Origin of the sequence: Filimonas zeae (genome assembly GCF_014641615.1) — a bacterium.
Taxonomy (GTDB): domain Bacteria; phylum Bacteroidota; class Bacteroidia; order Chitinophagales; family Chitinophagaceae; genus Filimonas; species Filimonas zeae.
Genome location: NZ_BMIB01000002.1, coordinates 214,002 through 232,789, shown reverse-complemented (window position 1 = coordinate 232,789; position 18,788 = coordinate 214,002). Strand labels below are relative to the sequence as shown.

Genomic DNA, 18,788 nt, shown 5'->3' with positions numbered 1-18,788 from the left:
CGTATGAAATCAATGTATCTGGCAGGCGCTGTTGCAGTATTGTTATCCGCAGCGGTTAGCTCCTGCACTAAGTCTGACGATTATAAAGAGTTCCTGGAAAGCGGCCCGCAAATTTATCCTGCAAAGATAGATTCGCTGAAGGTAGCTACCGGCAGGTACCGCGCGGGATTATCGTGGATAGTCAGTTCCGACCCTTCTGTAGTAAAAGCCCGTATATACTGGAACAACAGATCTGATTCTATGGACGTGGCAATAGATGCTGCTCAGCGGCCTGATACGGTAAAAGCCATTGTAGCTGGTTTGGAAGAAAAGCCTTACACGTTTGAAGTGTTTACGTTTAACAAACAGGGCAACCGCTCCATTGGCGTATCGGCCTCTGGCCGTGCCCTGGGCGAAAGGTATGAAGAAGCGTTATTGAACTGGAGTGTGGTGCATAAGCAAATAATACCTGCGGCGCCACCTTATAGCTCGGCCCTGGTGGTATGGAGCCCTTTTTACCTGGATGGTATTGTGGGGGTAAGCGCAACTTATACCGATGCAGATGGAAACCAGCAAACGAAAGTTTTACCGGCTGATGCGGCAGCAAGCGCCACCAGCCTGTCTTTTGTTTTTGAGAAGTTTACACCCGGCGGCACACTTACTTACACCACCTTGTATTTGCCCCAAAAGCAGGCACTGGATACGTTGAGCGCTGCACCGGAAACCATAACCATACCGTAATATTTTCATAAACGGCCCTTTGCAGCAGCATAGCAAGGGGCCGTTTATACTTCATTAACAGGTGTCGGTAAAGCTTATCTATTATCCGGTTTAATGGCCGGCGTTAGCACTAACCTTTAGTATGTATTAACAAGCGCTACTCCATACTGCCGGTAACTTAGCTACTGTAACGAACAGATTAATTTATGAGGAAATTGTCTCTGGCAGCTATAAGCCTTTTGATGGCTTGCGCTGCCACATCTACCGCCCGTGCTCAGGCGCAGCAGGCTGCTACGCCGCTGTACACCTTACAACAGCAATTTGTAGACCTGCGTTTTGGAATGTTTATTCATTTTAACATTCCCACGTATGCCAACCAGGACTGGCCCGATCCTGAAATGTCGCCATCTGTATTCAACCCGCAAAAACTCAATTGCGACCAGTGGGCTAAAGCAGCGCTGAGTGCTAATATGACCTATGGTTGCTTAACTACCAAGCACCATAGTGGCTTTTGTATCTGGGATACCAAAAGCACCGGTTATAACGTAATGAACAGTCCTTTTAAAAGAGATGTGGTAAAGGAGTATGTAGATGCGTTTCGTAAAAACGGGTTGAAGGTAATGCTGTATTATTCTATACTGGATACCCATCATAAGCTGCGCCCCAATTCTATTACACCGGAGCATATTGCTATGATTAAAAAGCAGATTACAGAACTGCTTACCCAATATGGTAAAATAGAAGCACTGATTATAGATGGATGGGATGCTCCATGGTCGCGCATCAGCTACGATGATGTGCCGTTTGAAGAGATTTATAAACTGGTAAAATCGTTACAGCCCGATTGTTTGTTTATGGATTTGAATGGCGCCAAATATCCGGCTGAGGGTATGTTTTATACCGATATTAAAACCTACGAGATGGGGGCCGGCCAACGTGTATCCAAAGAAAAAAACAGAATGCCTGCGCTGGCGTGTTTGCCTATAAACGACTCCTGGTTCTGGAAAACCAATTTTCCGGAGAAGCCGGTAAAAGAGCCTGCTAAACTGATACAGGAAAATATAGATCCCCTGAACAAGGTAAGCTGCAATTTTATTTTAAACGTAGCCCCCAACCGCGATGGTCTTATAGACAGCAATGCTATAGCTGCCCTGCAGGAAATAGGCAATACCTGGAAAAACAGCGGCCCGCTGCCTGCGTTAACCAAAACAGATGCGCCCATTATATCGCACAACCTGGCGCATGGTAAGCCCACCAATTCCAGCTGGAGCTTTGATATGAATATTATGGACTTTGCCAATGATGATGATTTTGGCAGTTCCTGGACATCTAACCCCGAGGTACAACAGCCCTGGTACGAGGTAGACCTGCAGAAAGAGCAAGCTTTTAACGCCATTGCCCTTACAGAATCAAGACCCAATATCCGTGGCTACAAAATTGAATACTTTCAGTCCGGTGCGTGGAAGCCGCTGTTAAAGGGCGAAGCAGAAGGCCGCGTTAAAATACATCGCTTTACTACTGTAAAAGCCAGTAAAGTGCGTATATGGCTGGAAAGCTACCGCAGTACCCCTTCTATTGCAGAGCTGGGTATTTATAACGAGAAGAAATAGTTTTACTATCCATTAATGCTAAAAGGCCGGGTATGCAAATGCCCGGCCTTTTGTTTGCGTCATATTGTATTTCACTTCGGGAAATACCGGCAACACAACGGGAAATACAGATAACATAGTGGCCGGTACCCGTCTTTACTTTCGTAGTAGTATTAAAACGGAAACATGATCATGAAAAGTAAAGACCGGAAAACAGTACAAAGAATGATGGCAGCCACCTTTTGCCTCCTGGGCGCTGGTTTGCTACACACGGCGCATGCGCAGCATAAACAACCTGCTATGCAATCGTCTGCTATGGCGGCTGCAACAACCACAAAACAGGCAGCTGCCATGCTGCCAGAGAAGGCAGAAGATATAAGCCCTTTACTGTATGGTGAAAAAATACCGGTAACGGTGTTGCCCGATGTGCAGGGCAAAATGTTTGATGTAAACAAAGCCGCAGGCGAAAAACCTACCATACTGGTGTTTTACCGCGGTGGCTGGTGCCCTTATTGTACAAAACAGCTGTCGGCTTTGCAGGAGGTTGCGCCGGAGCTGGAAAAAATGGGTTACCAGCTGATAGCGGTAAGTACAGATGCGCCGGAAAAACTGGCTCAGTCTGCTGAAAAGGGCAAACTGGGGTATACGCTGCTGTCCGATGCAGATGTGGCGGTAGCCAGGCAGTTTGGTATTGCCTATAGGGCACCGGAAGGGTATTGGAAAATACTGTCTTCCGGCACCGGTGGTAAAGATGTTGACCAGTTGCTGCCCGTGCCTGCGGTGTTTATACTGGATAAAAAAGGCGTAATACAGTTTGAATATATTAACCCCGATTTTAAGCAACGTTTACAGCCCGGATTGTTAAAAGCGGCTGCGGGTAGTGTTGTTAACGCCCTGTAACGCAGGGAATGTTTATTTTGTACATTCAAATGTTATTACACAGGGAATGATAAGGGAATACAATGATAAGGCTACAACAGCCAGATTTGTAATGCATATCAATAACAAGTCTTTTACGGGTAAAGGGCTGGGGGCACCAGCCCCTTTTCCTGTAAATACCTTTGTGTACAACAAAGGCAGCGCGCAGCAGGTGGTGATTGATGAAATTGCTTATACCATGCCAGCGCGGTGTATACTGCCCCTGGTATACAATCAGCATTTTGTATTCAGCCATCCGGAAAACCTGATGGCTCTGCAGTTTAACCGTGAGTTTTATTGCATTGTAGATCACGATGTGGAAGTGGGGTGCGCAGGTTTTATTTTTTACGGTATTAACCATCCGATGTTTATACAGCTGGATACGGAAGAGGCAGACGAAATGCAGCACCTGGAAAAAGTGATTGGTAGTGAACTGTTGCGGAATGATAATTTTCAGGGGGAAATGCTGCGTTCGCTTTTAAAAAGGATAATGATACAGGTTACCCGCAAAGCAAAGGAGCAGAGTGAAGGTTACCGGCAGTGCAGCGATGACCGGATGGATCTGATAAGAAAGTTTTCGCTGTTACTGGAGATGAATTTTAAAAAGGAGCATGAGGTAAAGTTTTACGCGGCCGCACTTCATAAATCGCCCAAAACACTCAGCAACGTATTCTCCCTGTTAAAACAGCCGGCACCCTCGGTGTTAATACGTAACAGGCTGGTGCTGGAAGCCAAACGGTATCTGCACTATACAGATAAGTCTGCACGGGAAATTGCGTGGGAACTGGGTTTTGAAAGCCCGGCGCATTTCAGCAGGTTTTTTAAAACCTATGCCGGCGCTAATACATCTGCCTTCAGAAATGTATAATGTTGGATGCGCTGTTCATTTTGTTCAGACTGGTATTTATTGCTTTTTGCTGGGTTAATGTAACGCTGTAAAAAATAAAACCATATGGAAACTAATAATCCCAACGTTCCGCGATATTTATGCACCGCTGGATGGTTTTGTAGTGAACGGTGGTTTGAAGCTGAATTTATAATGCAACCCGGCCCGCGTATAGCAGGCGGGGCATAAAAAAGCCAGAAGCAATATCTGTAACAGGATAATACTTCCGGCCTTTTATTTTAGCGGGGCTTTTAGGGAATGCCCCGGTGCTGTATGCAATAAAATGTACTAGTCTTTTTTGCCGGTGATTACTTTAGCGGAATCCAGATGTTTCTGTAAAGTAGGTAGTGTAGTAGCAGCAAAGTTTTTCAGGTCTGCATCCTGTGCATCGGTAGAAGCTTTTTTAAACTTGTCGATGTCTTTGTTGTGGTCGCTCACCATCATGTCCATATAGGCTTTGTCAAACTCTTTACCTTTCTTTTTACCCAGGTCTGCTACATGCTTTTGTGCATCACTGCCCAGGCTGTCTGGCAATACAATGTCTTTACGTTTTGCCAGTTCTTTCAGTTTTGCATTTGCTTCGCCATGGTCTTTTACCAGCATAGCACCATAATCTTTAATACGCTGGCTGGCGGCATTGGTTTGTGCCAGCTTACCCATGGCTACTTCCATCATACCGCCATTGGCTGCTTCCACGGCAAAATCGGTAGAGGTTTTATCGGCTGGGGTAGCGGTAGAAACGGCTCCGCTGGAGTCCTGACTTTTAATAATGCTGTCGTTGGCGTTTTTCGCACTGTCTACACTGTCTTCGTTGCCGGTACCGTTACCGCAGGCGCAAAATATACCCAGGCCTGCTGCTAATAATAATCCGTTTACTGTTTTCATATTTTACTTTTTGGTTAGTATGCTCACAATTTCAAATGCCAGGCCAGGTTGTTTTATGATGCGTTACTGTATCCGGTTCCCCGGTTTCTGGCAGGCTGTGTTCGCGAAAATCCCCATTTGCCGTCCTGGAACGTGCTTTTGTCTGCGGTAGTTTTGCGTGCCGCGGTATAATTGTTTTGCGGTTTTTTAAAACTATAGATCATGTCAGACGATAAAACCAACCGGGGTACACAGGATGGCATACGGGTAGATGCCAGCGACCCTAATGAAGTAGAGTTTCTGCACCGGCAGTTTCCGGAATGCAGCCATGAGCAGGTAAGAGCAGCTATTGAAAAAGCGGGGCCTTTCCGTACAAAAATTGAAGAATATCTCAGGAATGAAAACCGCGGAAACACGTAAGCCTGCGCCTCAGCATACAGGTAGCCGGATTGTTGTGTTGCCGTTGCTTTTAAAACTGGCGGTTAGCTGAATGATTATCAGGCAGGAACAGGTGTTTCCGTCATGCTAAAGCAGAGGTCTTTTAACAACTGAGAAGATACGGGTTTAATCATCACATTCTGAAACCCGGCGGTAAGCAGCTGTTCTTCCTGTGCAAAGCAGTCTGCCGTAAGGGCAATAGCGGGTATGTGGCAGTTCAGGTTTTCGCGTATCATTTTTATGGTTTCCATGCCGTCCATATCGGGCATACGGGTTTCCATTACCAACAGGTCGGGCATGGTATTCTGTCGCAATGCCTCAATAGCGGTATAACTGCCTGAAACAGTAGTTACCTGGAAATGTGCGCCCAGTATTCTGCTGATGATAGTACAGAAAACAGGATCGTCATCTGCCACCAGTATGGTTTTGCGGTTATCCGCCGGGGTATGTGTGTTCATGAAAGGGGGTTGTTTAGTGCAATGTCAGGGTATTTACGCACACAGCTAACGGTTTCAGGCAAGCTTAAGCCTGTTTTAAGTAGCTTTTAATACGTATGTAAAACTGTTGGTACATTTACAGTATGTATGATGTGTTTCAGCAGTATCTGGATGATAAAATAGTATTAACGCCGGCAGAAAAGGAAAAAATACGCGCCTGCGCGGTGGTTAAAAAGCTACGCAAGCGACAGTACCTGTTACAGGAAGGGGATGTGTGGAAATACGATGCCTTTATTACGCAGGGTTGTGTGCGTACGTATTCTATTGATGAAAAAGGAATAGAGCATATTATAGGCTTTGCTATTGAAAACTGGTGGACGGGTGACCGCGAAAGTCTGCTATCCGGCAAGCCTTCCCGCTTTAATATTGATGCTATTGAAGATAGTGAGCTGGTGCTGTTTACCCATGCTAATTTTGAAATGTTATGCGGTGCTATACCCGCATTGAATAACATGGTAAACCAGATATTGCAGCGCAGTTTTATTGCCCAGCAAAACCGTATACAGGCTGCTTTAAGTTTTACGGCAGAAGAAAAGTATCTGCAGTTTATAGATAAGTACCGTGTGTTTGCCAACCGTATACCGCAGAATATGATCGCTTCTTACCTGGGCATTACGCCCGAAACGCTTAGCCGTATACGCAAACAAACGGCTAAAAAGTAGCGGGTGCTTACGTAAAAGCCGTGCAGTTGCACTTGATCTGCATCAAGTTCTTTCTTATTATACCTCAAGGGCCCGCCATGGCTGCTGTTTCATCTTTGTGCTGTTAAACAAACAATACAAACGATAAAATAACAGTTATGTCAAAAACTATTTTTATTACAGGAACCAGCACCGGATTTGGAAAGTTAACCGCTATTACCCTGGCTAACGCGGGCCACTCCGTTATTGCCGGCATGCGTAATACCGCCAACACAAATGCTGCAGCTGCTGCGGAACTGAATGCCATACCCAATATTGAAGTAGCGGATATAGATATTACCAGCGATGCATCGGTAGAAAATGCTTTCCGTACTGTACTTGCTAAATACGGCAAAATTGATGTGTTGGTAAATAACGCCGCGGTAAGTGGTTTTGGGGTGCTGGAAGGCTACTCGCTGGATCAGATACGCCGCATGTTTGAAGTGAATGTGTACGGCGTGCTGCGCACCATTCAGGCAGTATTACCATCTATGCGTAAAGAAAAAAAGGGCCTTATTATTAACATTACCTCCGGTGCCAGTGGCCATACCCTGCCTTTTATGGTGCCTTATCTGGCCTCAAAATTTGTAGTGGAAAGTATTACAGAAGGCTTACAGGATGAGCTGGCTGATTTTGGTATAGAAAACGTAAGCATTCAACCCGGTGTATACCCCACCGAAATGAACACCGGTGCCAAAGCGGGAATACATGCCGATAAAGCTGATTTGGTAGCGGAATATGGAGAAGCCGCCACGGCTAAATTCAACGCCCTGGGTGCTGCCCTGTTTGGTAAAATGGCGCAGTTTGAAATGAACCCGCAAACCATTGCCGATGGTATTCTCAACCTGGTAGAAATGAAGGCCGGCAGCCGCCCGCTGCGCTATCCACTGGATGCCATTGCACAAGGCACAGACAAGGAATTTATAGAAGCCCGTGCTGCTATTAAAGCCAAATGGCTGGCTGCCTACAGCAATTAATTTGCTGCTGTTTTCTCACTCCATATTTTATAGTTATGAATACACAATCAAATATATCCGCAGCAAACCTGCGTGGTACTATCAACGCTTTATTATTCAGTGTAACCCTGCTGGTGGCTCCGGTAGTACACGCGCAATCCCGCGCCTCCATTGCAGGCATCGATCATATAGGTGTAAACGTACCGGATATGAAGCAGGCTGTACAGTTTTTTAGCGATGTACTGGGCTTTACACCTGTTACACAAATTGGCCCTATACCGCTGGATAGTACCTGGAAAAGAATAAATCACATGCAGCAGGGCACCGGCCCGGTTACCATTAAAATGGTGCGGGCAGGAACAGGCGCTAACATTGAGTTGTTTGAGTATGCCGGCAATAAGGGCAATGCGCAACAACCTGGTGGAGATGATGCGGGTGCTACGCACATTGCTTTTTATACGTACGATATAAAGTCAGCCGTTGCTTATCTGAAAACCAGAAACGTAACGGTACTGGGTGAGCCTTTTCTCACACCCGTGGGTGATACAAAAGGGGAGAGCTGGGTATACTTTCTTACGCCCTGGGGTGCTAAGCTGGAACTGGTTTCTTATCCTGAAGGAAAGGAGTATGAAAAGAAAAATCCTGTAACCTTACTCTGGTCGCCCAAAAGCGTTACCGGAAAAATAAACAACCATAAAAAAGAAACCGCTATGTCAGCAACTGATATTACAAAACTGGTGGAACAACACATTGCCATCTGGAATGCGCAGGATACTGTAAAAAGAAATACCCTGCTGGCTGAGACCTATGCCAGTGATATAGAAATGGTAGACCGGCATTTTACCGCGGTGGGCCCGGAACAGATCAGCACTTTTATTAAAGGGTTACATGATAAAAACCCGGGATTTCAGTTCAGCCATGCAAAACCCATTGACACACATTCCAACATCGCCCGCCTGTTCTGGCAATTCGGTTCTGCTGAAAAACCAGCTGTAGTTACAGGGATGGATTTGTTTGTAGTGGAAAATGGAAAAATAAGCAAACTGTACGTGTTTGTGGATGAAGTGAAGTAGTGGTTATGCCGTTTCCTGTGAATCAGAAGAAAGCTGTCTCCTGCGTTTGTAAAAAATAACGGGACAGCTTTATTTTTTATGGCAGTTGCTGCGCAGCTTCTTTGGTATACCAGTTGAACGTTAGTTAGGTAAATATCTGTTTATCGCGTAAATAAATAGCGCAATTTTGCACCCGCAATAATCAGGCTTTTTAAAGGTATGGATGTAAAACTTGTTAGGGGTATGGTGCTGGCCATTTCTGCCGCCACACTCTGGGGGGTATCGGGCACTTATTGTTGCATTCGGAACCTTAATCGCTTTTTACGCCTATATGTCGGCCGTTAAACTCATCGGCGGGCAAAAATCCAGCCTGCTGGCTTCGGCAGAACCGCTGTCTGCGGCGGTGTTGGCAGTAGTATGGCTGGGTACCTCTTTTATGGTATTGGACTGGATTGGCAGCCTCTGCATTATTTCCACGGTATTTTTGCTCAGCGCCAGTGAGCGAAAGCAAAGGCAAACAGCCGGGGAGGGTACTATATAGTGTAAACTTTCTGATGTATATTGTATACACCATGCTTTTTAAGGAATATAAGCCCGCAGCACCTTTACGGGAATGGGTAGAATGTTACTGGAAGTTTATTATGCCCGCACGGCCGCAAGCGCCGTTTGAACCGGTTAAACACGTATTTCCACCGGAGGGCAGTTGTTCGCTGGTATTTATAAAAATACCAGCTATCTCTTTTCAGGCCATTCATTTTGTAGGGCCCTCTACCCGCGTGCAGCAGGTGCAGGTAATGCCGGAATCTATTAACCTGGGTATTCGTTTAAAACCAGGTTATTCGGGCTGTTTACATACCGCCCGGCCTTATATCTTGCAAAACAGCGGTATTCCGGTTACGGATATGCCTGCCTGGCAAAGTGAATTTTTAAGCACCCTTACCCTGGATTTTAACAGCCCGGAAATACTGGATGCACTGCTGCTACAGCACTGCCTGCCGCTGGTTGCCAGGCCCGATGAACGTATTGCCAGGGCGGTGGATGCTATTATACAACAGAGTGGCGATATTACACTGGAGCAACTGAGCCGCTTGTGTTTTATAAGTGAGCGGCAATTACAGCGTTTGTTTACAGAAAGCACGGGCATTAGTATTAAACGTTTTTGCCAGATAAGACGCCTGCGCCAGGCTATTATTAACCTGTATGTACAAGGCCGCTCCCGTGCGGATATGACGGCCGAACGTGGTTTTACAGATACCGCACACTTTTACAAATCGTTCCGCAACATTGGGGCTTACCAGCTGAAGCAGTTTCTGGAACATATTAATCTGATTGATCACCAGTTGCTATAATGTCGTTTTTGTACACTACTTAGCAACACCCGGCGGCTAAATTGCAGTAAAACAACTTGTATGAGAATAATCACCGCTTTTGTATCCCTTTTGGTATGTTCCCTGTTGCAGGCCCAGGACCCTGTAGCCGTACGACAGGAAAAAATGAGTAAAGTACAGTTTTTAATTGGCAACTGGGATGGGAAGGGCTGGATGCTGATGGATGGTAAAAAGGAATACTTTAACCAGACAGAAAAGGTAACCGGTAAACTGGACAATGCAGTAATAATAGTAGAAGGTACCGGCACGGTACCGGAAACCGGTAAAGTAATACACCATGCACTGGCCCTGCTGAGCTACGATGCTATGAAAAAGCAGTACCGCTGGACCTCTGCCACCACCCGTGTAGGTAATATGCTGGATGTGGTGCCGGAAGTAGAAGACAATAAGTTTGTATGGATGATTAACAGCCCGGTAGCAGGTAAAATAAAATATACTATTACGCTTGATAACGGCGATTGGCTGGAAAAAGGCGAGATATCTAAAGATGGTGGCCAAACCTGGGTACATTATTTTGAAATGCGGCTGCAGAAGAAATAAGCCTTACCAGCTACTTCCCGGAAGGGAAGCATGCATAACAGTGTAATACTATTGCCGTACGGTAACTTTGCAGCAAAACAGGTTGATTTGAACGGAGATAATAACAAACCAGAGTTTTGGGAAGCAGCGTTTACGCAAAAGCAGGAAATGTGGGGTTTTGAACCGGCGCACGCTGCTGTGTCAGCTGCTGAGTTGTTTGCCGCCCAAGGGGTTAAAAACGTACTTATTCCGGGAATAGGGTATGGCAGAAATGCCAGCATTTTTACCGCGCATGGCATGCAGGTTACCGGTATTGAAATTGCCGCCACCGCTATAGAGATGGCCCGCAGGCATTACGGAACAGGTATGACTGTTTACCACGGTTCTGTAACAGATATGCCTTTTGATAATCAGTTGTATGATGGTATTTTCTGCTACGCGCTGATTCATTTGCTGGATAGCAATGAGCGGGCAAAGCTGATCAACGACTGCTACCATCAGCTATCTGAAAACGGCTGGATGGTTTTTACAGTAATTACCAAAGAAGCGCCTACCTATGGCACGGGTACCCGAATAGGCGAGGAACGCTATGAAATGTTTGGCGGCGTAAAAATGTATTTTTACGATAAAGCGGCTGTGGAGGCGGAGTTTGGTGGTGCCGGATTACTGGAAATAAGAGATATTACAGAAAACTACCCCTTTTATTATATTGTTTGCAGGAAACAAACAACCATCCAATCCGGAAACAACTAACCCCGGTTTGGACACATACAGCCCCTGCGCCCGATGGATATTTGCATGGTACATAAAACAACAGATATGCAAAAGACCATTTTTATTACAGGTGCTTCTTCCGGCTTAGGTAAAGCCACTGCCCGCTTATTTCAGGCTAAAGGCTGGAAAGTTATTGCCGCTATGCGCAGCCCTGAAAAAGAAACAGAGCTGGCACAGCTGCAAAACGTTACACTGATTCAACTGGATGTTACCAACCCCCAACAGATTACAACCGCTGTTGCACAAGCCCTTGCGCAGGGTGCTGTGGATGTGGTGTTTAACAATGCCGGTTACGGACTTATGGGCGCACTGGAAGCGCTGAGCGATGAGCAGGTGGTAAAACAGATTGATACCAACCTGCTGGGGGTAATACGCGTTACGCAGGCGTTTATTCCGCATTTCAGAGAAAGAAAGCAGGGCGTGTTTATCAGCACTACTTCTATGGGCGGTTTTTTAACCTTTCCGCTACACTCCATTTATCATGCAGCCAAGTTTGGGGTAGAGGGCTGGAGCGAGGGCATGGCTTTTGAACTGGGGCTGCATAATATTCGTATTAAAACGGTGGCGCCTGGTGGCATTGCTACTGATTTTCTGGGCAGATCGCTGGACAAAAGTTCGCACCCCGGCTACCAGGAAATGGAGAACAAGCTGTTTGCAGTGGTGGATAGTATGATGCAGGCAGCATCTGCCCCCGAACAGATTGCAGCAGTGGTGTATGAAGCGGCAACCGATGGCAAGGATCAGATACGGTATGTAGCAGGGGAGGATGCCAAAGCTATGTACGCCAGGCGCCTGGAGATAGGTAACGAGGCATTCCGGAAGGAGATTGAGCAGCAGATTATGGGATAATAACCCGGTAGTTGTACATTGTAACCAGATAGGAACATGAAAACAATACATTCCATAACCGAATTTCAACGCCTGGTGTCGCTGCCAGATCCGTTGCATCCGCTGATTAGTGTGGTAGAGGTGGCGCAGATGCAGTTTACGGCAGCGGAGTTGTGGCAGCAGTTTTCGCTGGATTTCTACTGCGTATCGCTTAAAAAGGGCGTTGTGGGCAAGGTGAAATACGGGCAGCAGTATTACGATTATGATAAGGGGGTAATGACTTTTATTGCACCCAAACAAATACAATTGCTGGATGAGCCGCACCCGGATATGCTGAACCCCGGCCCGGCACGGGGTTATGCGCTGCTGATACATCCTGATTTTTTATATGGCCATCCGCTGGCGGCAGCTATTAAAAACTTCGGCTTTTTTTCCTATGCGGTAAATGAAGCATTGCATCTTTCCGAAAAAGAAGAAGCCTATATAGCAGAGGTGTTTCGCAAAATTCAGGAGGAGTGTGCGCATATTGACCGGCACACGCAGGATATTGTACTGGCGCAGCTGGATTTGCTGTTTAATTACAGCATCCGGTTTTACGAAAGGCAGTTTATTACCCGCAAAGCTGTGAACCATGATGTGCTTACGAAAATGGAGCAGTTACTGAATACGTATTTTGAACAGGACGAATCTTTAAAGCAGGGGCTGCCTACGGTAGAGATGGTGGCAGGAAAACTGAACCTTTCGCCGCATTATTTAAGTGATATGCTGCGTTCGCTTACCGGGCGCAGTGCGCAGCTGCATATTCAGGAAAAGGTAATAGAAAAGGCAAAGGAATATTTATCGGTAACCAGCTTGTCGGTAGCTGAAATTGCTTACCAGCTGGGGTTTGAATATCCGCAGTCGTTTAATAAGATGTTTAAAAAGAAAATGAATATATCGCCGCTGGAATACCGGCAGTCTTTTAACTAGCCGTTTACATGTATTAAACTGATTCGTTCTAAACCAGGTTGGCAATACAAAACAAAAGCCTTGCGGGTGCGTACCGCAAGGCTTTTCTGTTACAACAGCTGTGTTAAAAGTGGAGCCTGTAGACACAGCCTCCGTTTGCTTGTTGTATAAAACTGTTTACCGGTTATTGAAATCCATAACCGTTTTTAATAAGCCCGTTGGATTTGGCTACCGTTTCTGATGTTAAAGGCAACAGGTATCTGGGGGGCACGCCGGAGCTGAGATAGCTATCCGGATAGCCTTTAAATATATTGGTTGTGTATTGTGCTTCGTTAGCTACAATATTGGCACCCCACGCTGTTTTTTTATAACCGGCTGCTACCAGTGCGGCTGCTTCTGTTCCGGCAGGGTCAATATACCGGAACAAGCCCTGTATGGCCAGATTGCGGTTACCGGTTTTGGTGGTATAGCCCAGTGCTATCCACGCATCGGAATTACCGCGCCAGCCGGGAAAGCGAACCGGATAGCTGGGGTCGCCCTCTGCTACGGTGTTTTGTGTGGTAAGCATTTTGGTCATGCCAAGCGAATCTACATTTACTGCTTTGGTGTAGATATAATTAGAAATGGTATTGCCATTAGGGAAGGTGTAATAGCCTTTGGCTTTTAAACCGGCTACCATGGCAATTTGTGCATCGCGTATAGCTTTTATTTTTTGCGGCAGTTTGCCGGTGCGTATCAGGTCTTCCCGGCGGTAGCCTTCTCCTGCAAACTCCAGTTTTCTTTCCTGTAGTATGGCTTCTTTCAAAGCATCGCCTGCCAGGGGGGCAATGTAATTGGTTACCTTATCTGTTTGGTCGGCGGCAGCAAAAGCGCGTCCTCTTACCTTAGTTAACTCTGCCTTGGCAAGCCCTTCTTCACCCAGTTCTGCATACGCTTCTGCCAGCATCAGTATCACATCTGCCATACGCAGCTGCGGCCAGTTAACACCTGCCTGGCGTTGCGCAACGGTGTAAGGGCTGGGCATACGGCTTTCATCCCATTTGTTGCTGGGCAGTCCGCCTTTATCGCGGGATCCGGGGGTAAAGTCTACAATTACCTCAGAGGCACTGCCGGAGTTGGCGGTAACCGTAACCGTAGCATCGCGCCGCAAATCTTTAGGGTCGTAATCACCATAATAAAACGCCGGGTGCATACGGCTTTGGCCATAGGCTTTGTTGGGGTAGGAGTTGGCGCCACCGCCGTTAGAAGGGCGGCCAAAAGCATAAGGCCGCTCAGAAAACTGTGCCTGGGTTTCACCTATTTCGTACAACGATTCAGGGCTTACCACCAGGTTCATATTATACTGAAAGTTGTACTGGAATGGGTTGTTGAACCCCGCACCGCGGCTGTCGGTAGTAATCAGATACGCAGAACCTGCGTTATCCAGGCAAGCCTTCAGGTTGGTTTTGGCTATTTCATAATACTTTTTATAATCGGTACGACGCACATATTTCGCATTCCATTTTTCCGTACCAATCTGGCTAAAGGTTACGGCGCCATAATCCATATCGGTACGGCGTAAACCATAGCCACCTGCATACAGCGCCATTTTGCCTATAAGGCCATAGGCAAATGTGCGGGAGAAACGTTCTGCATTAATGCCTCCTTCGCCCAGGCGATACATACCGGTGGCTGCTTTCAGCAGGTTTTCAATTTCTCCATCATACACCACATCGCGTGAGGTAAGGCGGGCACTGTCTGTTTGTTCAGCAGTGGTAATAGTAGTTTGGAAATAAGGTACATCGCCAAAATAGCGCAGCAGGTTGTGGTAAGAGAAGGCACGGAATACAGCAGCTTCGCCATACAAATGCGTCCATTCGTTTACGGTGCCTGCTGTTACGGCAGCCTGGTAATCGGGCTTGGCACGTATAGCATCCATAATAAGGTTGGCGCGGTTGGCTATTTTGTAAAAGTTAGCCCAGGCATTGAGGGAACTGGCATAGTCAATAGAAATTTCCGTGGCATACAGTCCCTCCGGTACGTGCCGCAGCTGGGCATCGTACGTTTCAGGGTGGCATTCTGCATCGGAACCAACGGCATCAATATCGTAAAACAAACCTCCGTTGCTGGTGCGCCACAAATCGTAACAGCCTATCATTACTTTAAAAGTTTCGCTGGGAGAAGAGAATACAAAATCCTGATCTACCGAGGAAGGCGACTGCACATCCAGAAAGCTTTTTTTACAGGAAACGCCCGGTATCAGTATGGCCGCTATACAAAGTATTGGAATTATCTTTTTCATATCAGAAATCGTTTGCAGTAATTAAAATTCAACGTTTACACCCAGGGTAAAAGATCTGGCGCGTGGGTAAGCACCCCAATCAAGCCCTACGGTGGGGTACGATGCATTACCCTGGCTGATGTTAGTATTTACTTCCGGATCAAGCCCTTTGTAACCGGTAATGGTAAGTGCGTTAAATATGGAACCATATACGCGAAGCCTGCTGATGTGTATACGCCGGGTAATGCCTGCGGGCAGGCTGTAACCCAGTGTTACGGTATTCAAACGCAGGAAAGAGCCATTCTGTATACCCAGGGAAGATACCACCGGGTTTTCCTGATAAGGCAGGAAGGTGGTGGCATTGGCGTTGAGCGCATTCAGCGCAGCAGGGTCGGTTATTTTTACCAGCTGATTGTTCTGAATATCATACAACCTGTACGAGGTTGAGAGGTAGTTTAAACGGTTTTTATACAGCCCATCTTCTTTGCTGCCGGAGAAAGCAGCCAGGTAATTGGCGTTATAAATCTGGTTGCCATAACTCCAGTTAAAGTTGGCCGCAAAGTCAATATTACGGAAGGAGGCGTTCAGGTTAAAACCGCCGGTGTGCTTCGGCGTCATATCACCAATAATGCTTACATCTTTTTCATCTACCACACCATCGCCGGTAAGGTCTTTAAACTTAATTACGCCGGGGTGTGCTACCTGGCCGCCGGGTTTGTTGGCAGTAGTGCCGAATACGGTACCAATAATGCCGGAACCTATATCCGGGTTGTCTTTGCTTTTGTTCAGCGTGTACACGCCATTGGCATAGGTAAAGTCTGCCGGCGTGTACCAGCCATCATAGGTATAACCACGTACCTGGCCTACCGGCTTGCCCACCTGTAATATATAATCGCCGGTGTTAGGCTGTGTAACAGTTGAACCCCACTGCGATTTATACAGGCCGGTAATACCGGGTGCCAGTGCATCTATTTTACCTCTGTTAACGTTGATATTAAAACCTGCGCTGACGTTAAAATCTCTGCCGCGTACAATGTCGCCATTCAGGGTAAGTTCAATGCCCTTGTTACTGGTGGCGCCTATATTCTGGTAGGTTTGCGAAAAGCCGCTGATGGGGGAAATGTTGGTAATCATCAGCAGGTCTTTGTTGGTGTTTCTGTACACTTCAAAAGTACCGTTGAGGCGCTTATCCAATACGGAGAATTCTATGGCGATATTACGCGTAATGGCGCTTTCCCATTTGAGGTTGGGGTTGGCAATGGTATTAGCGGGGGAGTATGCACTTTGCCGTACTTCATTGATGGAATACTGGGTAAGGCCGTTGGAGGTCCATTGTGTTTTCCAGAGGTTGGCGCTGATACCATCGTTTCCCACGCTACCGTAAGACACGCGCAGTTTCAGCATGTTAATGGCGGTAACATCTTTCAGAAAACTTTCTTCACTAATACGCCAGCCCAGCGACATGGCCGGGAAGCAGGCCCAGCGGTTAGCGGGAGAAAAGCGGGAAGAGCCATCGGCACGAAGGGTGGCGGAGAACAGGTATTTATCCAGCAGGGAGTAGTTGACGCGTCCAAACCACGAGGTGAGGCGATTAGGCGTACCTGCATCGGAACTGTAACCATAGTTAACCACAGTGCTGCTTTGCTGATACTGATCCATCATAGCAAAAGCCCTGTCTGAAGAAAAGGAAACCGGATAGCGGTTGCCGAACATGCTGGTGCCTTCTGAGTTGGAATTGTTCACTTCCTGTCCAACTACGGCATTCAGGCTATGCGCCTTGCCCAGGCCGGTTACCTGGTAACTGATGGTATTTACCCAACGCAGCGCCCAGCCTTCGGCCGTGTTGATGGTGGCATTGCCGGAGAAGGTTTTTTTGCCATTTGCATCCAGATAGTTGTTATACACCGCGCCTGACCATATTTTACCCTTGTTAAAGTACAGGTTGTAACCCAGTTCTGACCGGGCAGTTAAGCCTTTCATGATGTTCCAGGTTAACGACATGTTAGAGCGCAGCGATCTTTCTTTGCCCAGGGGCTCGTAATCGCGCATCAGTTCTACGGGGTTATACCTGTCCTGCAATACCTGATCGTACAAACCCAACTGGGTGTTTTTGCGGTCGTCCAGCTCGCCCAGTACATCGGCAGTGGCAATGGGTCTGAACTGGTAGGAGGAAGACAGGATAGAACCCTTACCATTGGTGGTGCCTTCGTTGCCCATTTTCTGTATATAGGTATAGCGGGTATCGAAGCCCAGGGTAAGCTTATCGCTCAGTTTCTGATCCAGTTTAAAGGCCGCGTTCATACGTTTAAACCAGGAATTGATTTTCATGCCCTGGTTATCGTTATAACTGGCACTGAGAATATATTTGGTTTTGCTGTTGCCGTTGCTTACGCTGATGTTGTGGCTGTGCGAGAAGGAATTGCCATAGGCTTCTTTGGAGAAGTTTCTGGCGCCTACGTTGCGGTAATGCTCAATGCCCGCTGCGTTATTGTACTGCGAGGCAAAGGCACCAATGCCCCATAGCCTTTCCCAGGCATCTGCATAACTGTTGCTGATACTTTTTGCGTATTGCCAGTTGTAGGAAATATAGTCATAGGCATTCATGGTTTCCAGGTATTTGGGGGCGGTGTTCCACTGCAAAAAGTTATCGTAGCTAACGGTAAGCTTACCGCTTTTACCATTTTTAGTGGTAATGATAACTACGCCGTTGGCCCCTCTGGCACCATAAATAGCGGTGGAAGAGGCATCTTTCAAAATGTCGATGGTTTCTATCTGGTTAGGTGGTATATCAGTAATATTACTTACCGGAAAACCATCTACAATATATAGAGGTTCGTTACTCTGCGATATTGAACCGCCGCCGCGTATGCGGATGGAAACACCAGCATCGGGCCTGCCATCCTGCGTGGTAACGTTTACACCGGCCACCTTGCCCACCAGGGCCTGTGCGGCATTGGCTACCGGTACGGCGGCAATCTGTTTGCCCGATACGGAGGCTACGGAGCCGGTAAGGTCTTTACGGCGGGCGGTACCGTAACCAATTACCACCACATCGTTAAGGGCAGCGCTGTTACCCTTTAATACAATGTTTACATCGGGGCCGGTAATGCTTACCTCCTGTGTTTCCATACCGGTATAGCTAACAATAAGCATAGTGGTTTTATCAGGTGTCTGCAAACGGTAACTACCCAGCGAATCAGTAGTAGTAGCAATGCGGGTGCCGCGGGCAATAATGGTGGCACCCGAAAGGGCAGTGCCCGCCTCATCTTTTACAGTTCCCTTCACGGTTTTGTTTTGTGCACGGGCGGTAAGGCAGGTGCAGCAAAAAAATAGTAGCAAATAAAATGTGCGCATATAGCAATGATTAAAAAATGGCAATGAAGAATAAGGAAAAGCAGTTGTTAACAATCAGAGCGGAACGTGTGGCCCGTTGGTTTGGTCAAATCTATCGGATGTCAGTTAGTCTCATGGTTAATAATTGGCGCTTTAGGT

The 18,788-nt window shown here is 46.9% G+C and carries 18 protein-coding genes; 14 read left to right on the top strand and 4 right to left on the bottom strand.

Features of this window, described 5'->3' with window-relative positions; translation table 11 throughout:
- The first annotated feature begins 3 nt into the window (after window positions 1–3).
- From IEY13_RS07805 to IEY13_RS07790, 4 genes are all read left to right on the top strand, one after another.
- Window positions 4–720: a DUF4998 domain-containing protein gene (locus IEY13_RS07805; protein WP_188951429.1), complete on the top strand. Its 717-nt coding sequence runs from the start codon at window positions 4–6 to the stop codon at window positions 718–720.
- Window positions 721–905: 185 nt separating this feature from the next.
- A complete protein-coding gene (locus tag IEY13_RS07800) occupies window positions 906–2,309 on the top strand; it encodes an alpha-L-fucosidase (RefSeq protein WP_188951428.1) in 1,404 nt (467 codons plus the stop codon).
- Between the two features lie 165 nt (window positions 2,310–2,474).
- Window positions 2,475–3,188 (top strand): peroxiredoxin-like family protein, encoded by a 714-nt coding sequence (locus tag IEY13_RS07795; RefSeq protein WP_229687782.1) that lies wholly within the window; start codon window positions 2,475–2,477, stop codon window positions 3,186–3,188.
- Between the two features lie 46 nt (window positions 3,189–3,234).
- Window positions 3,235–4,074 (top strand): AraC family transcriptional regulator, encoded by an 840-nt coding sequence (locus tag IEY13_RS07790; protein WP_188951427.1) that lies wholly within the window; start codon window positions 3,235–3,237, stop codon window positions 4,072–4,074.
- Window positions 4,075–4,380: 306 nt separating this feature from the next.
- On the opposite strand, the gene IEY13_RS07785 is transcribed toward IEY13_RS07790, so the two are convergent.
- Window positions 4,381–4,977, bottom strand: a complete 597-nt coding sequence (locus IEY13_RS07785; RefSeq protein WP_188951426.1) for a DUF4142 domain-containing protein — start codon at window positions 4,975–4,977, stop codon at window positions 4,381–4,383.
- Between the two features lie 201 nt (window positions 4,978–5,178).
- Between IEY13_RS07785 and IEY13_RS07780 the strand changes: the two genes are divergently transcribed.
- On the top strand, window positions 5,179–5,376 hold the full coding sequence (locus IEY13_RS07780) for a DUF3606 domain-containing protein (protein ID WP_188951425.1): 198 nt from the start codon (window positions 5,179–5,181) through the stop codon (window positions 5,374–5,376).
- 77 nt (window positions 5,377–5,453) lie between these two features.
- On the opposite strand, the gene IEY13_RS07775 is transcribed toward IEY13_RS07780, so the two are convergent.
- Window positions 5,454–5,852: a response regulator gene (locus tag IEY13_RS07775; RefSeq protein WP_188951424.1), complete on the bottom strand. Its 399-nt coding sequence runs from the start codon at window positions 5,850–5,852 to the stop codon at window positions 5,454–5,456.
- A 122-nt stretch (window positions 5,853–5,974) separates the two neighbouring features.
- Between IEY13_RS07775 and IEY13_RS07770 the strand changes: the two genes are divergently transcribed.
- From IEY13_RS07770 to IEY13_RS07730, 9 genes are all read left to right on the top strand, one after another.
- Window positions 5,975–6,553, top strand: a complete 579-nt coding sequence (locus IEY13_RS07770) for a Crp/Fnr family transcriptional regulator (protein WP_188951423.1) — start codon at window positions 5,975–5,977, stop codon at window positions 6,551–6,553.
- 137 nt (window positions 6,554–6,690) lie between these two features.
- The gene (locus IEY13_RS07765) at window positions 6,691–7,548 is read left to right on the top strand and encodes an SDR family oxidoreductase (RefSeq protein ID WP_188951422.1); all 858 of its coding nucleotides are present in this window, start codon (window positions 6,691–6,693) and stop codon (window positions 7,546–7,548) included.
- Between the two features lie 35 nt (window positions 7,549–7,583).
- The gene (locus IEY13_RS07760; RefSeq protein ID WP_188951421.1) at window positions 7,584–8,600 is read left to right on the top strand and encodes a VOC family protein; all 1,017 of its coding nucleotides are present in this window, start codon (window positions 7,584–7,586) and stop codon (window positions 8,598–8,600) included.
- A 211-nt stretch (window positions 8,601–8,811) separates the two neighbouring features.
- Entirely contained in the window at window positions 8,812–9,120 is a 309-nt protein-coding gene (locus IEY13_RS07755) for an EamA family transporter (protein WP_188951420.1), read from the top strand.
- A 13-nt stretch (window positions 9,121–9,133) separates the two neighbouring features.
- Complete coding sequence (locus tag IEY13_RS07750; RefSeq protein WP_188951419.1) at window positions 9,134–9,928, top strand: AraC family transcriptional regulator; 795 nt, start codon at window positions 9,134–9,136, stop codon at window positions 9,926–9,928.
- A 60-nt stretch (window positions 9,929–9,988) separates the two neighbouring features.
- Window positions 9,989–10,507: a hypothetical protein gene (locus tag IEY13_RS07745; protein WP_188951418.1), complete on the top strand. Its 519-nt coding sequence runs from the start codon at window positions 9,989–9,991 to the stop codon at window positions 10,505–10,507.
- 87 nt (window positions 10,508–10,594) lie between these two features.
- A complete protein-coding gene (locus tag IEY13_RS07740; RefSeq protein ID WP_229687780.1) occupies window positions 10,595–11,239 on the top strand; it encodes a class I SAM-dependent methyltransferase in 645 nt (214 codons plus the stop codon).
- Window positions 11,240–11,305: 66 nt separating this feature from the next.
- Window positions 11,306–12,109 (top strand): SDR family oxidoreductase, encoded by an 804-nt coding sequence (locus IEY13_RS07735; protein ID WP_188951416.1) that lies wholly within the window; start codon window positions 11,306–11,308, stop codon window positions 12,107–12,109.
- Between the two features lie 36 nt (window positions 12,110–12,145).
- Entirely contained in the window at window positions 12,146–13,057 is a 912-nt protein-coding gene (locus IEY13_RS07730; RefSeq protein WP_188951415.1) for a helix-turn-helix domain-containing protein, read from the top strand.
- A 163-nt stretch (window positions 13,058–13,220) separates the two neighbouring features.
- Here IEY13_RS07730 and IEY13_RS07725 read toward each other — a convergent pair whose 3' ends face one another.
- Together IEY13_RS07725 and IEY13_RS07720 are read right to left on the bottom strand one after the other, a co-directional pair.
- On the bottom strand, window positions 13,221–15,317 hold the full coding sequence (locus IEY13_RS07725; RefSeq protein WP_188951414.1) for a RagB/SusD family nutrient uptake outer membrane protein: 2,097 nt from the start codon (window positions 15,315–15,317) through the stop codon (window positions 13,221–13,223).
- Window positions 15,318–15,338: 21 nt separating this feature from the next.
- The gene (locus IEY13_RS07720) at window positions 15,339–18,650 is read right to left on the bottom strand and encodes a SusC/RagA family TonB-linked outer membrane protein (protein ID WP_188951413.1); all 3,312 of its coding nucleotides are present in this window, start codon (window positions 18,648–18,650) and stop codon (window positions 15,339–15,341) included.
- Window positions 18,651–18,788: the final 138 nt, after the last annotated feature.

Coding starts and splice junctions, on each gene's coding strand:
- IEY13_RS07780 (WP_188951425.1), top strand. CDS start 5,179: ATGTCAGACGATAAAACCAACCGGGGTACACAGGATGGCATACGGGTA.
- IEY13_RS07800 (WP_188951428.1), top strand. CDS start 906: ATGAGGAAATTGTCTCTGGCAGCTATAAGCCTTTTGATGGCTTGCGCT.
- IEY13_RS07760 (WP_188951421.1), top strand. CDS start 7,584: ATGAATACACAATCAAATATATCCGCAGCAAACCTGCGTGGTACTATC.
- IEY13_RS07790 (WP_188951427.1), top strand. CDS start 3,235: ATGATAAGGGAATACAATGATAAGGCTACAACAGCCAGATTTGTAATG.
- IEY13_RS07805 (WP_188951429.1), top strand. CDS start 4: ATGAAATCAATGTATCTGGCAGGCGCTGTTGCAGTATTGTTATCCGCA.
- IEY13_RS07785 (WP_188951426.1), bottom strand. CDS start 4,977: ATGAAAACAGTAAACGGATTATTATTAGCAGCAGGCCTGGGTATATTT.
- IEY13_RS07730 (WP_188951415.1), top strand. CDS start 12,146: ATGAAAACAATACATTCCATAACCGAATTTCAACGCCTGGTGTCGCTG.
- IEY13_RS07750 (WP_188951419.1), top strand. CDS start 9,134: ATGTATATTGTATACACCATGCTTTTTAAGGAATATAAGCCCGCAGCA.
- IEY13_RS07745 (WP_188951418.1), top strand. CDS start 9,989: ATGAGAATAATCACCGCTTTTGTATCCCTTTTGGTATGTTCCCTGTTG.
- IEY13_RS07795 (WP_229687782.1), top strand. CDS start 2,475: ATGATCATGAAAAGTAAAGACCGGAAAACAGTACAAAGAATGATGGCA.
- IEY13_RS07725 (WP_188951414.1), bottom strand. CDS start 15,317: ATGAAAAAGATAATTCCAATACTTTGTATAGCGGCCATACTGATACCG.
- IEY13_RS07720 (WP_188951413.1), bottom strand. CDS start 18,650: ATGCGCACATTTTATTTGCTACTATTTTTTTGCTGCACCTGCCTTACC.
- IEY13_RS07775 (WP_188951424.1), bottom strand. CDS start 5,852: ATGAACACACATACCCCGGCGGATAACCGCAAAACCATACTGGTGGCA.
- IEY13_RS07770 (WP_188951423.1), top strand. CDS start 5,975: ATGTATGATGTGTTTCAGCAGTATCTGGATGATAAAATAGTATTAACG.
- IEY13_RS07765 (WP_188951422.1), top strand. CDS start 6,691: ATGTCAAAAACTATTTTTATTACAGGAACCAGCACCGGATTTGGAAAG.
- IEY13_RS07735 (WP_188951416.1), top strand. CDS start 11,306: ATGCAAAAGACCATTTTTATTACAGGTGCTTCTTCCGGCTTAGGTAAA.